The organism is Candidatus Krumholzibacteriota bacterium, assembly GCA_034520215.1.
GTDB lineage: Bacteria > Krumholzibacteriota > Krumholzibacteriia > Krumholzibacteriales > WJIX01 > JAGHBT01.
This window is the reverse complement of the sequence record JAXHNR010000002.1, coordinates 36,249-51,873: the sequence shown is the minus strand read 5'-3', so window position 1 is coordinate 51,873 and position 15,625 is coordinate 36,249. Positions and strand designations below refer to the sequence as shown.

The 15,625-nt window shown below is 45.6% G+C and carries 12 protein-coding genes and 1 pseudogene; 12 read left to right on the top strand and 1 reads right to left on the bottom strand.

Annotation, left to right across the window (positions count from 1 at the left end; translation table 11 throughout):
* Nucleotides 1-140 precede the first annotated feature (140 nt).
* The 5 genes from U5O15_06960 to U5O15_06940 all read left to right on the top strand — a co-directional run bounded on the left by U5O15_06960 (nt 141) and on the right by U5O15_06940 (nt 6,329).
* Nucleotides 141-1,445: a rhodanese-like domain-containing protein gene (locus U5O15_06960; GenBank protein MDZ7860390.1), complete on the top strand. Its 1,305-nt coding sequence runs from the start codon at nt 141-143 to the stop codon at nt 1,443-1,445.
* A 27-nt stretch (nt 1,446-1,472) separates the two neighbouring features.
* Entirely contained in the window at nt 1,473-2,462 is a 990-nt protein-coding gene (egtD, locus tag U5O15_06955) for an L-histidine N(alpha)-methyltransferase (GenBank protein ID MDZ7860389.1), read from the top strand.
* Nucleotides 2,463-2,469: 7 nt separating this feature from the next.
* Nucleotides 2,470-3,690 (top strand): SufS family cysteine desulfurase, encoded by a 1,221-nt coding sequence (locus U5O15_06950; protein ID MDZ7860388.1) that lies wholly within the window; start codon nt 2,470-2,472, stop codon nt 3,688-3,690.
* Nucleotides 3,691-3,693: 3 nt separating this feature from the next.
* On the top strand, nt 3,694-4,107 hold the full coding sequence (locus U5O15_06945; GenBank protein ID MDZ7860387.1) for a SufE family protein: 414 nt from the start codon (nt 3,694-3,696) through the stop codon (nt 4,105-4,107).
* Nucleotides 4,108-4,385: 278 nt separating this feature from the next.
* A complete protein-coding gene (locus U5O15_06940) occupies nt 4,386-6,329 on the top strand; it encodes a hypothetical protein (GenBank protein MDZ7860386.1) in 1,944 nt (647 codons plus the stop codon).
* A gap of 80 nt (nt 6,330-6,409) precedes the next feature.
* Here the strand turns inward: U5O15_06940 and U5O15_06935 are convergent, their stop codons facing one another.
* A complete protein-coding gene (locus U5O15_06935) occupies nt 6,410-9,559 on the bottom strand; it encodes a FlgD immunoglobulin-like domain containing protein (GenBank protein MDZ7860385.1) in 3,150 nt (1,049 codons plus the stop codon).
* 568 nt (nt 9,560-10,127) lie between these two features.
* Here U5O15_06935 and U5O15_06930 point away from each other — a divergent pair.
* The 7 genes and pseudogenes from U5O15_06930 (at nt 10,128) to U5O15_06900 (ending at nt 15,463) form a co-directional block, all read left to right on the top strand.
* Complete coding sequence (locus U5O15_06930) at nt 10,128-10,529, top strand: Rrf2 family transcriptional regulator (GenBank protein ID MDZ7860384.1); 402 nt, start codon at nt 10,128-10,130, stop codon at nt 10,527-10,529.
* Between the two features lie 84 nt (nt 10,530-10,613).
* Nucleotides 10,614-10,730: a DUF2292 domain-containing protein gene (locus U5O15_06925; protein MDZ7860383.1), complete on the top strand. Its 117-nt coding sequence runs from the start codon at nt 10,614-10,616 to the stop codon at nt 10,728-10,730.
* 89 nt (nt 10,731-10,819) lie between these two features.
* On the top strand, nt 10,820-11,083 hold the full coding sequence (locus U5O15_06920; GenBank protein ID MDZ7860382.1) for a hypothetical protein: 264 nt from the start codon (nt 10,820-10,822) through the stop codon (nt 11,081-11,083).
* 14 nt (nt 11,084-11,097) lie between these two features.
* Nucleotides 11,098-12,873, top strand: a complete 1,776-nt coding sequence (locus U5O15_06915) for an SLC13 family permease (protein MDZ7860381.1) — start codon at nt 11,098-11,100, stop codon at nt 12,871-12,873.
* A gap of 322 nt (nt 12,874-13,195) precedes the next feature.
* Nucleotides 13,196-13,372, top strand: a complete 177-nt coding sequence (locus U5O15_06910) for a hypothetical protein (protein ID MDZ7860380.1) — start codon at nt 13,196-13,198, stop codon at nt 13,370-13,372.
* Between the two features lie 426 nt (nt 13,373-13,798).
* Nucleotides 13,799-14,955: pseudogene (locus U5O15_06905) on the top strand (IS3 family transposase).
* Nucleotides 14,956-15,202: 247 nt separating this feature from the next.
* The gene (locus U5O15_06900; GenBank protein ID MDZ7860379.1) at nt 15,203-15,463 is read left to right on the top strand and encodes a hypothetical protein; all 261 of its coding nucleotides are present in this window, start codon (nt 15,203-15,205) and stop codon (nt 15,461-15,463) included.
* The last annotated feature ends 162 nt before the right edge of the window (nt 15,464-15,625 follow it).

Here is a 15,625-nt window from a genome sequence, read left to right as displayed (position 1 = left end):
TTTTTTACGCACAGCTTTTTTCCCTTTGAGTCGCCAAAGCGCCGAACTTCCAGTCTCAACACAGCTGAATAAAATCTCACTTTAAGCCCGGGTCTCTGATAATTGTTGCAAATCTGCGGGATATACGGTAATAATTTAATATGTATGCCAAAAAAGAATCTACATACCACCGGGAACTTTCCACCCGGGAGCTGCTCAAAAAATTTGGACATTCTAATCTGAAGGTAATTGATGTTCGCCCTCCCGAGGCTTATAATGGCTGGAGATTGCAGTGTGAAAAAAGAGGCGGTCATATAGAAGGCGCAAAATCTTTTCCTGCTAAATGGGCTGAATATATAGACTGGATAGAGATAGTCCGGTCCCGGGGGATAAAGCCGGAAGATATGATCGTTGTTTACGGCTACAGCAGAGATCAAACAGATAAAGTAATCAAACAGTTTGTTAATTCGGGGTATGATGATGTCGCGGCTTACTACGGGTTTACAGACGAGTGGGTTATGAGTGACTCACTGCCTATGGAGCAACTGGAAAGATACAACAGGCTGGTTCCCGCCCCATGGCTTAAGCGGTTGATTGAGACCGGAGATGCCGAAGAATATGAAAACAACAGGTTTGTACTCTGTCATGCTCATTACCGAAATCGGGAAGACTATTTAGCTGGGCATATACCGGGAGCTGTCGATATAGATACGAATGCGCTCGAATCGCAGGAGACCTGGAACTGCCGTAAACCGGATGAGATAAAAAAGGCGCTTCTGTCCAGGGGGATAACATCAGAGACAACGGTTGTGCTTTACGGGAGGTTTTCATTCCCGGACAATAACGATCCCTTTCCGGGAAGCAGCGCGGGACACCTTGGGGCGATGCGAGCCGCTTTTATAATGCTATATGCGGGTGTAAAAGATGTGCGTCTGCTTAACGGAGGTATGCAGGCGTGGTTGGATGCCGGGTACGGGGTGGAAACAGAAGAGAATACGAAAATGAAGGCTGAAAAATTCGGGGTTAATATCCCTCAGAACCCGGAGTTGATTACAGATATGGCAGGGGCGAGGGAGATTCTCGAGGCTGAAGGAAAAAACCTGGTAAGCGTCCGCAGCTGGCCGGAGTATACAGGCCGGGTAAGCGGTTACAATTACATAGAGAAGAAGGGTAGAATACCGGGTTCTATCTTCGGCAACTGCGGGTCAGACGCATACCACATGGAGAATTACAGAAACCTCGACCATACTATGAGGGAGTACCACGAGATCGAAAGGATCTGGAGTGAAGCGGGAATTACTCCCGACAAACATAATGCCTTCTACTGCGGGACCGGCTGGAGGGCGAGCGAGGCCTTCTTTAGCGCCTGGCTTATGGGCTGGCCGGACATATCGGTTTTCGACGGCGGATGGTATCAATGGAGCAGTGACCCTGAGAATCCGATCGAAACGGGAACTCCAGAGTAGCATCTTAGTTTGAGCGACAGGAGGTTTATGCAGAAAATATATGCCGGAAGCAGAATTAAGATAAGAAGCCTTCTTGACGGAAACAGCAGGGAGAAGAATCTTAAGGATATAATCAGTGGGCTTACGGGAGAGAGAAAACAGATATCCAGCGTTTTCTTCTATGATGAGGTGGGCTCGAGGCTGTTCGAGAGAATAACAGCCCTTGAGGAATACTACCTCTACGATATGGAAAAGAAAATCTTAAGAGAGATCTCGCCTGAGATATGCGGATCGTTCGATGGGATGGATATAGTTGAAATTGGAAGCGGAGACTGCTCTAAGATCTCAATTCTTATAGGGTCTATTCCGGAATCAAAGAGGGCGGCGATCCGTTACGTTCCTGTGGATATAAGTTACTCAGCTCTTAAGAAATCCGCCGATATCATATCAGAGCGATTTCCCCTTATTGAGTTTTACGGCCTGGCGGCAAATTTCTTAAGCAAGATCGACCGTGTACCTGAATCATCCGGCCGTTTCTTCTGTTTCTTCGGAAGCACTATCGGGAATCTGGACAGAGATCAGGCACTAGTATATCTAACTGATCTCCAGGAGGTTATGAACAGCGGCGACAACCTCCTTCTGGGTGTGGACATGATAAAGGATAGAAAAATATTAGAGCTTGCCTACAACGACCGTGATGGGATTACTGCCGAGTTCAATAAAAATATACTGAATGTGGTGAACAAAAAGGCCGGCATGGACTTCGACCCGGAGCTTTTTCAGCATGTGGCTTTTTTCAACGACCAGCACTCTAGGATAGAGATGCACCTGGAGGCGGTGGAGGATATGGAAATAAGAACCCCGCACCTTAATAAAAGGATCCCCATAGGAAAGGGGGAAAGAATCCACACCGAGAACTCGCACAAGTTTTCCCGTGAGCAGGTAGTGATGATGATAGAAAGGGCGGGACTTAGGATTAAGAGGATTTATACGGACAGCAGGAAGTGGTATTCACTAATTTTGATAGTCAAGGACTGAACGGTTAATGATCGATATTGATGATATAAGAGAAGACTTTCCCATATTAAGCAGGGAAGAAAACGGCAAACAAATCTGCTACCTCGACAACGCGGCTACAACCCAGAAACCGAAGCGGGTGCTGGATAGAATCATAAGATTCTATAGCGAAGAATACAGCAGCACACACCGGGGAGCTCACCTGTTGAGCCGGAGAGCAACCGGTCTTTACGAAGATGCAAGGGAAAGTGTAAGAAAATTCCTAAACGCCGAAAAAGCCTTAGAGATAGTTTTCACCTCGGGTGCCACAGAATCGATTAATCTCATAGCTTACTCTTTCGGAGAAAGGTTCATCCGGGAAGATGACGAGATAATAGTAACGGGAATGGAGCACCACGCGAACATCGTTCCATGGCAGCGCTTATGCAGGAGGAAGAAAGCGGTCCTCAGGGTGATCCCTCTTGAAAAAAACGGAAATCTGAGGATAGATAAATTAAAGAATCTGATTAAACCGAAAACGAAGCTGATCTCAGTCACGCACGTTTCCAACGTGCTGGGTGTAATCAACCCGGTAGAGAAGATTATAGAAGCGGCTCATAAGAAAGATATTCCGGTACTGGTCGATGCAGCTCAGTCCATTCAGCATATCCCGGTAAATGTGAGAGAAATGGATTGTGATTTTTTTGTTTTTTCCGGGCACAAGGTATACGGACCCACCGGAACAGGTGTACTCTACGGAAAAGAGAATTTGCTGAAAGAACTTCCCCCGTTCAACACCGGAGGAGGAATGATAAAGTCAGTCTCATTCGAAAAAACCGAGTACGAAGCCGTGCCCCTGAAGTTCGAAGCGGGCACAGGGAATATTGCGGGGGTTATAGGGCTCGCGGAAGCGATAGAGTATATAGATAATATCGGCCAGGGCGAAATAGAAGCGCACGAGAATAAATTGTTAAAATACCTTGAAGATGAACTGAAAAGCCTTGAAGGGGTGGTAATCTACGCTGAAGGATCCTCAAAGCACGGATCGATCTCCTTCAACCTTGACGGCATTCATCATTACGACGCGGGGATGATTCTCGATGGCCTCGGCGTGGCTGTAAGAACGGGCGCCCACTGCGCGGAGCCGCTGATGAACCATTATGGGATAACAGGAACTGTGAGGGCTTCAGTAGCGTTGTATAACAACATCAATGATTTGGAAAGACTGATAACGGGAATAAAAAAGGTCTCGAGCATGATGGCAGGATAAGCGATGACTGAGATAAATGAAATTCAGGACAGGATAATAGATGAGGTTTCAGCTCTGGATGGACGGGCAGACCTTTATCAGTATCTTATAAAACTGGGGAGGGAGATAAAACTTCCGTCTAAAGAATTCAGGAAAGATGAAAACCTTATCAGCGGATGTCAGTCGAAGCTTTGGCTTGCAAGTGAATTTAATAGCGGGAAAGTAATCTATTACGCCGACAGTGACGCGGTTATTACCAGGGGGATACTGACCCTTCTGCTGCAGGTTATAAACAGGAGAAAGCCGGAGGATATAGTTGGCGCTGATCTGTATTTTCTTGAGAAAACAGGTCTTTCAGAACATCTTTCCCCGGTTCGCTCGAACGGTCTGGCACAGGTTCTGGTTCATATCAGAAAGCATGCCAGGGGATATATATAGGGGGGGGTTATAGTGCCCGCTGGGAATTCCATATATTCTTTCCTTGGACATTCCATGTTGACAGAAAAATTCAACAATCTTAGAATAAAAACAACTCCGGTTTTAATAAAAACAGACGCGGGTATACGAATAAAGTGTAGGTTAGAGAGATACTTTATGAAAGACCGTAATATTATAAAATGTCCTGTTTTCTCATTGAATTTTTCTTTTAGGACGTCAGGTTATTTCATCTATTATATGAATTTTAAATGACTTGCTGTGAATGGAGGAGAAGGTTTATGAAACGCGTTATTCTTGCACTGCTTTCGGTTACTGTAATACTTTCCATATTCGAATGTTCCGAAGATACAACGGGTCCCGATGGGGATAACTCTCAGGAAGAAGGAGAATTAGTAATTGAATACCAGGAAGAAACCGGATCTTCCGGCAGCGGTGATCTGGATCCAGTTTCCGGAGGATCCGTTTCCGCGACAAGCTCAGATGGAGTGATCTATACACTTGAAGCGGATCCCGAAGCGGTTGATTCGGTTACTACAATTACATTGACCCCTGTTGATAATCTTTCATTCTCCATTTCCGGCTTCGAATCACTCCAGGACACTTTATCCTGTCATTTCGGGTTAATCGCGGAACCTGACGGCCTGGAATTTTCCTCGCCCGTTATTCTCACAATCGAATATCCTGATACTTTTTCATGCGGTATAACAGATTCGACAATTATAGCCGGGTTCTGCGACTGCTCCGGTTATTATGAGATAATCCCCACGGTTGTAGATCAAGGCACTCCCACGATCTCCTGCACACTCTCTCATTTCAGCGGATACGGCAGCGACACGCCCGGAGAAGAATTCCTTCAGCACCTTATCGAAAAGGCTAGTGAATACGGAGAGGATCATCCCGGCTTGGATATTCTGCTCAGACTCATAAGCTATTACAGACACGCGGATGAAATGGGTTGGAACACTCTGAGAGATATGGCATTCAATAACTGTTCTTCGATCCTTGAAGCGCTTACCAGCGAAGCAATCGATGAGGGGCAGTCGGAGCCCCTGCCGGATGTTTTCGAATTGATTCTGGATTGTTATAACTACGCTGACAACTTGGGATTATCCGATATCAAGACCGATATAGAGGCTGTGTTCAACGGCCTTGTTAATGAATATGCTTCGACAGGCCACCAGGAATGCGAGAACGGCAGTTATGAAACCGGTGAAGCTATACTTGAAGATGCGCTTGACTGGGCTGAGTTATCCCCCAACCCTGACTCAGGACTGATCGATCAGATAGAAAGCTGGATAGCGGCGTGCGGGAGTGAGGATGAAGTGAATTTCTATCTGACATCCGACAAACAGACAGTTCAGACAGGTGTTATATCTGAAAGCAATCTGGACAGGGCCATATTCACGGCAACAGCCCACTTTGAAAAGGGAGGATCTCCTCTGCAGGATGTATTTGTAGAGATCGACTGGCCCGACGACGTAACTCATGATCAGAGCGGGAGTACAGACGCTGACGGTGAATTCGAGGCGTCATTTACCGGCACCTGGGCGAATAACCTGAACAGCGATACAGATATTACTGAATATCATATCCCCGCCAGAGCGTACTACGACGAAACCAACTACTATGATACTCTCTCTATTAACATACTCGAGATTAAGATCAGAACCACAATGGAATATGATTACAATTATTCAGCATCAACATCCGTCTGTAGCTGTTATTTAAGCGGAAGCGGGCAGAGAATAAGAAGTGTTCATACCCCCTGTGACGGTTATCTGAGCGATAGGTCATATTCATACAGCTCTACCAATGAATCACTCGAACTGATACCCGATACTATGATGGCTTACGGTTGCGGAGGAAGCGGTGCTGGTTATCAGCCCGGAGGGGTGGAGGATCCTCTAACGGGAATAACAGTCCGTGTGCTCTCGCAGATATATTTATCAGATCTGGACACCAACTGGTTAACTGCGTACCTGGAAGGTTTAAGCGGCGGGAATAATTACACTTCAAATATCATCCCCCACGGCAGTGAAGCTTCAACCGGCAATTATACATGGTGGCCGTATGAAATAATTAATAACGACTGGGGACTGAGTATGGATACCAACTTGGTGGGCGAAGCTGCTTATTCATGGTCTGATAGCATCAGCGGCACAGACTGGACACGGAGAGCGAGTCTCCATATTGAAGCTTCCGGGTTTTACACTGCACCATAAATAGCGGATTGCAGAGAGTCTGAATATTGAATCCTCTTTGTCCCCTAAGAAAAATGGGGAAACTCCAAAATTTCCCGGCCCTACCTGAGCAGCACCATCCTCAGCGTTTTTTTATACCCCGGTGCCGTCAGCCTGTAGAAATAGACACCCGAAGCAACATTCAGCCCTCTACTATCCCTTCCATTCCACATTACCGTTTTCTGACCCGCAGTCTGAGGTCCGTTAAGAACCGTCCTGATAAGCCTTCCCGATACATCATATATGCGTAATGTTACAATGCCTCCCTCCGCAGGAACATCGTAACGAATCGATGTGATTGGATTAAACGGATTCGGCACATTAGGATAGAGCACGTAATTCATCGGAATTTCAGGATCTTCCGTCGCCGTCACATTAGACGGCGAAACCGGATCGCTTTCGTTATCAGCGGAATCAAGCGCCGTTATCTTATAACAAACATCCCATCCGTCATACCCGGGATCGTGCCAGCTTGTTCCTGTTTCGACACGTACAAGGTCGGAGGGGGACGGAATAAACCCGGGATCATTTGACCTGTAGACATTGAACTGCTTGAAGTCACCATCGGGACACGGGTCCCATGAAAGATGGTTGCCGCTACCCGTATTATAGGCAACGGAAAAATTAGTCGGGACCGAGGGAGCTATATTATCGATCGAATAACCGCTGTCCGGTTCGCACGCGAACACCAAAGTCGGTTTTGTAGTGTGAGCCGTTACCAGGAACGTCGTGTGATTAGTACTCGACGCGCATGAGTCTTTTACCGTAGGCAGGGTAACAACGTATTCATCCTGCTGGGCTGCTGTTACACTGTCCATACAAACCCATTCGCCGTCATCAACATCGCCATCCCATCTCCATATTTTGTATTCTAAAATAGTGTAATCCGTCTCATCGAGAAAATCTTTGCCCGACCGGATAATATTCATTTGAACCCATCCGCCCTGATCATCAGGCACATCAACAATTTCACTGATTACACCGGCCCCCACAAGCCATTCGAGTTGAAGTTCTGTAACTGCAGGATTATCAACGGGTTCTTCCCATAGAAGAGTTGAACGCCATAAGAGATTTTTTCCCGGAACAGCCTGTCTATTCCATTCCCCGTCCGGCAGTATTTCCTGCCAGTTTGTACCGTCGTCGGAACTTACTTCCCAGTCAACGCTGTCCGTATGCGTACTCGTTAATCGAGTCCGGAAGATACTGTCTCCGGAAGAATAAACAAAAAGCGACCGGCCGGCATTTCCGTCCAGATCCAGCTTCCCCTGAGAAACTACAATAGACTGAAGCCCGGACGAGCCATCCGCGACATAGGCGTAGTCACCCGCTACAGCAACGCCATAGGCATAGTCCGGCGTATCACATGTCGCGATTAGTGTGGGGCTGGTTGGGTCTGAAATATTTATCACATGGAGCCCGGAATCTGCATCCGCCACAAAAGCGTAGTTACCAGAAATTTCAACACTAACGGCAGAGCCCGGAGTGTTGTAGCTTCCGAGAAGCGAGGGAATATACGGGTCCGAGATATCGATCACATAGAGCCCGGAAGTGTCATTTGCGGCAAAGGCGTAGTCGCCCGCGCATGTTACGTCCATGAAATTGTTTGATTCTTGATAGTAACGTCCTATCCTGGTTGGGCTCGTTGGATCCGTTATATCAATCATCAGAAGTCCCCAGTCACCATCCGCCACAAAAGCGCAGTTGCCCGAGACTTCCACTCCGCGAACGTCGCCCAGCAGCGGGCTGTATGTTCCAAGCGACGTTAGGTTGGAGGGGTCTGAAATATCGATTACGTACAGCATGCCTAAATCCGCTAAAAAAGCGCAATCGCCCGAGACCGCAACGTCAGTGGCGTAGCCTGCCGTATTGAAATTTTCAAGGAAAACGGGATTCGCCGGGTCTGATATATCGATCATCTGCAGCCCCGAACCTCCGTCCGCCACAAAGGCATAATCACCCGAAACAGCTACCCCATGAGCATAGCCCGGAGTGTCGTATGTTCCCAGGAGTGCGGGGTTCGCCGAATCTGAAATATCAATCACCAGCAGTCCACCGCGGTAATCCGCCACGAACGCGAAATCACCGGAGACCGTTACATGCCTGCAGTAACTCGATGTGTCGTAATTGCCGACAAGTTTCGGGTTTACGAGCTGTGCTATCTTAACCACCTTCAGTCCCCCGGCGGCATCGGCTAAAAAGACGTTTTCTCCCGAAACCGTAACTCCATAGGCATTACCCGGTGTATCGTAACTTCCTATAATTTGAGGGTTTGAAGGATCTGAAATATCAATAACCTGAACCCCGTAGTTGTAATCCGCGACGAAGGCATAGTCGCCCGAGGCAATAACACCATAGGCATGGCCCGGAGTATCACATGTTCCAAGAAGCGCCGGGCTGGAGGGATCCGAGATATCGAGTATCTGTAGGCCGGATGTGTTGTCAGCCACAAGCGCATAGTCACCTGAAACCCTGACCTCTCTCGCATCGCCCGTGGTGTCATAACTTCCCAGCGAGGTGGGGTTTGCTGGATCTGAAATATCTATAACCCGAAGCCCTGAAAGACCGTCCGCGATAAAGGCGTAGTCGCCCGAAACCGTTAAGTTCCTCGCGTAACCCGGCGTATCGTATGTTCCAAGAAGCGCCGGGCTTGAGAGATCTGAAATATCTATTATTATCAGCCCCGGATCTCCATCCGCGATAAAGGCATAGTCGCCTTCGACATCAACACTTTGGGAAGAGCCCGAAGTATTGTAAGCTCCAACAAAAAGAGGATTTGTGGGATCTGAAATATCGAGTATCTGGAGCCCTGAGCTGTAATCCGCCAAAAACGCGTTGTCGCCCGAAACCTCTACATCCAATGTGTAGCTCTCCGCGCCGTACGATCCTATAAGCAGGGGATTAGCCGTATCTGAAATATCGAACACCTGAATCCCATTATCATTATCGGCCACAAAGGCGTAGTCGCCCGAAACCTTTACATCTCTCGAGATACCCGAAGTGTTGTAAGATCCGATTAGTGTGGGCTGAAATGTGAAAAACTTGAGTTCTCCGGCAACTGTGTCCCAATTAGCCGTAGTGTAGGCTGGGTCCTCGAATAATGACGTACTGAAATTTTCCGTGTACACATTATTGCCCGCGAAACATGGGTGAGCCGGTAAAAGAGAAAATAACAAAACGATTGCCGCAAGCCATATACCCAGATGTTTTTTCATCTTTTGTACCTTCTTGTTTAAAAAAATACATTGAAGAGGAAGCGCTAAACGCGTTAACAATTTAAAAATAAATACCCTTCGAACCTGGTGCCTTATTCTGTTGTCCCCTAAAAAGGGTCTGGTTTCATAAGTAGCTATTGCGCTTATAACTGAATCATCGCGGTATAAAGAAGCCGCTAAACACAAATAAAACCGTAACCATAAATAATACTAAGCGTTACTAGGTTGCTGCAAAAAAAAACAAAAGATCGCCATGCTTAAAATGCAGATAAATTGTACTATATTGAGTCCTAAAAAGTCAAGTATGGATAAAGAAAATAGAAATTTCTGGATTAGAATGTGACGTGAAAAAGGCGGCACCTTCAGATAGTTGCGTCTTTTGTGGTGGGTATGATTTGAGGGATAATATTATTGCCGCATAAGGGTCAATCCATTAAGGCCTCAAAGGGGAAAATACAGGAGCACAAACGCATCGGGCAACACTGCAAAAATTCATCTCATTAATTATTGACAGATTTGAATCTATTGTCTATAATATCTATAGATAATATAAATAAGTAGGTTTGAAATGAAACTGACCACCAAAAGCGAATACTCACTGCTGGCTCTGATTTATATCGCCCGAAACGAAGAAGGAGGATATATCAAGATGGAGGATGTAGCCGATGAATATGGTATATCCAAGAAGTATCTGGAGCAAATATTCATTCCACTCAAGCATGCCAGATATCTGAAGGCCAAAACCGGTGCATCGGGAGGGTATAAATTGGCGATGCCAGCCGAGCGGATAAGTATAGCTGAAATAATCAGGCTCATGGACGGAGCCCTGGCTCCCACGGCGGCTGTAAGTAAATATTTTTTCGAACACACCCCGCTTGAAAAGGAAGAAAAAGTAATGCAGGTATTCCAGGAGATCAGAGACTATATATCAAAAAAAGTCGAAGAGTTAAGCATTTCCGATCTCTTATAAGCGGATGGAATAACAAAAGGAAGTACCAGTACGAGCTCCTCGGGAAATAGAATCAGAAAGAGAGATTCCGGCTTCAATGATATTATGATGTCCGGTATATTCTCCGCCATTAGTGAGATAAGACATGGTTCGGTAAAGATAGATATACAGGGCGGAAAAGTTATACAGATAGATAAACTGAACAAAATGAGAATAAGATAAATTATCAGGTTAAGAGCTGACCGGAAAACTGGAGGCTGAGTAATTACCTTAATAATTGTTGATGCTCAGCATCTTTTTTTGGAGGAGCCATGAACAGAACCATAATTATTGATGTCTTAAGGGCATTTGCGGCTGTCTGGCGCATCAGGGCCGAAGTGCTTATAGCTGATCTTGTTGTTCTTTCGCTGGGAGTCCACAGCGTCGTTCTGGGCTTATGTCAGATAAAAAAGATCGATGAAATCAGAATATTCAGAAACAGGCCACAGTACTTTATCAATTTTTCTATAGGTTTTAATCTGATCTTTCCCGCGGCGCTGGCTGCTCTGCTGCTGGCCCGGGAACTCTCAAGCTGAATAAAGTTATTAAGATGTTCGATTTCGAGTTTATATATACAGCCACCCTGATTGCCGCCATGACAGTTCTTCTGGTGAAGGAATTGCTGGAGCCGGACCTGGCGGTTTTCTCAACCCTGATTATGTTGACGGCAGGAAGAGTTATCACAGTCTCAGAGGCCTTCTCCGGATTCTCCAATCACGGTATGCTGACTGTTGCTTTTCTGTTTATAGTGGCCTCCGCTCTTCAGCGCAGCGATATACTGAATATTATCGTGGGAAGGATAATGAAACAGCATGGGAAAATCTCCACCAAACTCATCCGTATGATGATTCCTGTTTCCTCAGTCTCCGCCTTTTTTAACAATACCCCTGTCGTGGCCATGCTGATCCCCGTGATAAAGCAATGGGCACGTAAAACCGGAAACCCTGTTTCAAAATTCATGATACCCCTCTCCTACGCTTCAATTCTGGGAGGTATTTGTACCCTTATCGGAACCAGTACCACTCTGGTGGTTCACGGCCTGATGATAGAGAACGGACTGGAGGGGTTTTCATTCTTTGAAATATCAAAGGTAGGTATCCCAACGGCCCTTTTCGGTCTTATGGTCATCGTCCTGATAGGCCACCGCCTCCTGCCGGAGCGTAAACCGCCGCTGATTGAACTGGGCGGCAATACCAGAGAGTTCGTAGTGGAGATGAAAGTAAACGAAAATTTCCGGAATATCGGAAAAACCATATCGGAGGCGAATCTTCGTCATCTTAAGGGCCTTTATTTATTTCAGATTGAAAGGGGCGATAAAATTATTTCAGCGGCGGGGCCTGAAGAAAAAATTCTTTCGGGGGACCGATTATTCTTTGCCGGCCTGCCTTCTACAATTATTGAGCTTCAACGGACCCCAGGACTGATAACGGTTCAGGATCCGGAGTTCGACCTGCAGAATTATGACTCTGACCAACTTGGCACCTTTGAAGCTGTAATTTCTTCCAATTCACCTCTGATAGGAAAAAATGTCAGGGAAAGCAAGTTTCGATCCCGCTACCAGGCAGTTATACTTGGGATCCATCGCAGCGGGGAAAGAATCCAGAAAAAAGTCGGTGATATAGTAATCAAGACCGGTGACACCCTGCTGATACTGGCAAAAAACAGTTTTGCGGAAAGGTGGTATCACTCAAGAGATTTTTATCTGGTTTCACGGGCGGAATCACCCCCGTCAAAACCCCGACGTTACTCCTGGCTCAGCATCTCAATTCTGGCAATAATGATTATTACCATGGCTTCAGGGCTTCTTCCCATTCTGTTATCAGTTTGCCTGGCCACTCTGATCCTGATTCTTACAGGGTGCATATCGGCTGAAGATGCTCGCGACAGCATTGAATGGAAAGTACTTCTTATCATTGCGTCGGCATTCGGAATTTCGAAAGCGATGATTAATTCAGGTGTCGCCGATTATATAGCAGTTCACCTTATCTCAGTGCTTGGAGTGGCCGGTCCCATTGGCCTTATTGCGGGAACCTACTTCATCGTAAGTTTCTATACCGAGATCATAACAAATAACGCCTCGGCGGCACTCGTTTTCCCGGTTTCTCTTGCGATTGCCCAGCAGGCAGCCCTGGACCCTCGCCCTTTCTTCATTACCGTGGCCATTGCCGCCTCCGCCAGCTTCGCCACTCCGATAGGATATCAGACAAACTTAATGGTATATGGTCCCGGCGGATACAAATTCAAGGATTTTCTCAGAGTGGGGATTCCTATGAATATAATAATCGGCATTGTTACTGTAACTATGATCTATCTGATATACTATTAATGGGATGGTATGGTTGTATCTCTTATCAGCTTATCTCCTTATCCTTTTCCCGGCATAGAAGATTTATTGGACATTCCCCAGTTTTCAGGCCTAATATCGTCTAATCTGTTGATATTTAAGCAATAACGAGGTATTACAAATAAAAAGATGGCCTCCTTGGAAATCGACGATTATAATCATCGATGAACACAAAAAAAGCAGGAGGCCGAAATGGAGTATAGACAAATTGCCACAAAATTACGAGGACAAATTCATAATTTTTTAGGCGTTTTTTATCCCCACTTTTCGAAGCCACGATCAAAATTTATCGAGCAAATGATATATGGAATTCAAGCCGGGCGTAACGAGAAAACTCAGCTCGATTAGCCGGTTACTTGGAGAAGATATTTTACTTAAAAAGACTGAAGAACGATTGAGTCGTCACCTGGCCACGAAGGGACTGTGGCAGAAAATTAATGAGATAGTTGTGGAGCACGGAAAATACATAAAGACACATTGATAGTTATTGATCCGACTGATATCAGAAAACCTTACGCGAAGACAATGCCATATTTGGCCCGGGTACGCAGGCGGGAGTACTGGGGAAATTGCGAATGGCTATTGGGGGTGTGCGGCCATTGCCTGTGAGCCGGGGAAACGCAGAATAATTCCGTTACATCAGAGGCTGTGGTCTGCCGGGGCGCCCGATTATGGTAGTGAGAATATTTAAGCTGCTTCAGGTGATAGATACAATCAAGGGGGCTGTTGGAAATCGAGGAATCTATGTATTGGATCGTGGCGGAATCGAGTCAAGCTAATTAACCCGCTATTAAACAACAAGTTACGTTTTATCATTCGGTTAACGAACAGGCGTCATTTGAACCTCCCCCGTTTTCCTAGACACTGAGAAAAGCTATGTTAAACTAGAGATAGCAGGAGGTGTCGAATGAAAAAGAGAAGGAAGAGATACAGCAGGGAATTTAAAGTGGAAGCTGTAAAACTAATAACTGAAGAAGGCAACAAAATGGTTACAGTGGCAAAAGAACTGGGGGTGCATCCAACTACGCTGACGAGATGGAAGAAATAATATGCCGAAGACGCAAAACATTTGTTTCCCGGCAAAGGATACATGAAACCAGAAAATGAAGAACTGGCGCGGGTAAAAAGAGAAAACCGGCGTCTTCGGATGGAAAATGAAATTCTAAAAAAAACAGTTGGTTACTTCGCGAAGGACGAAGGATGAAATACAAATTCATAAGAGACAATGAGAATAAATATCCGGTATCTGTGATGAGCAAGGTTCTAAGTGTATCAAGAAAGAGCTATTACAATTGGCAGAGCCAGCCGGAAAGTAAAAGATATCGGGGAAAAAGGAGAATATTGGAAGAGATTAGGAGAATTCATACCGGTAGAAAAATAAGTTATGGCAGCCCGAGAGTGCATGAAGAATTGCTTGATAGAGGCTTTAGCTGCAGCCGGAAACGTGTAGCCAGACTGATGAGGGAAGAGCAGATAGCAGCAAAGCGCAAACGTAAGTTTAAACCAACAACAGATTCAAAACATAATTATCCTATTGCCGCCAATCTTCTCGACAGGAATTTTGAAGTTCTTTTACCGGACATGGTTTGGGTGTCTGATCTTACGTATGTTGCGACTGATGAAGGGTGGCTATATCCGGCTACTGTAATGGACCTATATTCAAGACGTATTGTTGGCTGGTCTATGGATAAACGGATGACGAAAGATCTTGTGATAGACGCTCTTGATATGGCTGTAAGAGCCAGATGTCCGGCCCCCGGCTTATTACATCATTCGGACAGGGGTAGCCAGTATGCCAGTTATAAATACCAGGATAAGCTCAAGAAACATGGTATGATCTGCAGTATGAGCAGAAAAGGGAATTGCTGGGATAACGCTGTAATGGAAAGTTTCTATCGATCGTTGAAAGTTGAATCTGTTTATTCAAAGAAATATAAAACCAGAAAGGAGGCAAAAAGAGATATTTTCACATACATTGGAACGTTTTATAATTGCATTCGTTGCCATACATACTTGGAGTATAAAAGCCTTGGAGATTACGACAAGTTGGCAAACATAGCTTAACTGACTGTCTGGAATATCGGGGGAAGACCAATTTGGTTTTTCGCGGTAGGAATCGCTATCCAATAGATCTCGCCAAAGGTTGCCCTATGAGCTATGCAGATACGATTGTCAAAGAAGTGAAGGGAGAAGAAAAAGTTTATGGTTTTTTGTAAGCTCTTACCTTTCGCGGTGGCTGATAGAGGAGACGATTCGTTTCATTAAGCAAAGTTATCATCTTTAAGATATCCGTGTTTTGGATTATGAACGTTTGAGAAATATGGCCTCTTTAACATTGGCGGCGGCATACTTCTCGGGTGTCTGGTTGGGTGAATCTTTGAAGCTGACAGTCTTGTCTACAAGAGTAGCAAAAGTAGCGAAACGCTTTTTCGGTGTACCCGACTTTCATTACTACGCGTTGGCTGATGCGATAGCAATGCTGCTGTCTCGCCAGAGAGAATGGAAACAAAAATCAAGGGCGGGAAAACCTGAAGAAGAATCAACTCAAGGAAGTCTTTTTGCCTTCCCTTAAAAAAGTGGGGAATGTCCAAATAATTAATGTCTTGAAGTCATGAGGAATTAGGTGATAATTAAATTGGTTAGGATTGAATCATACAGCGGAGCTATGCGGCGGTTATCTAACTATGCAGGGCTGTATACTATATGTTAGGCGGAAGAATTACAGGCTCGACTG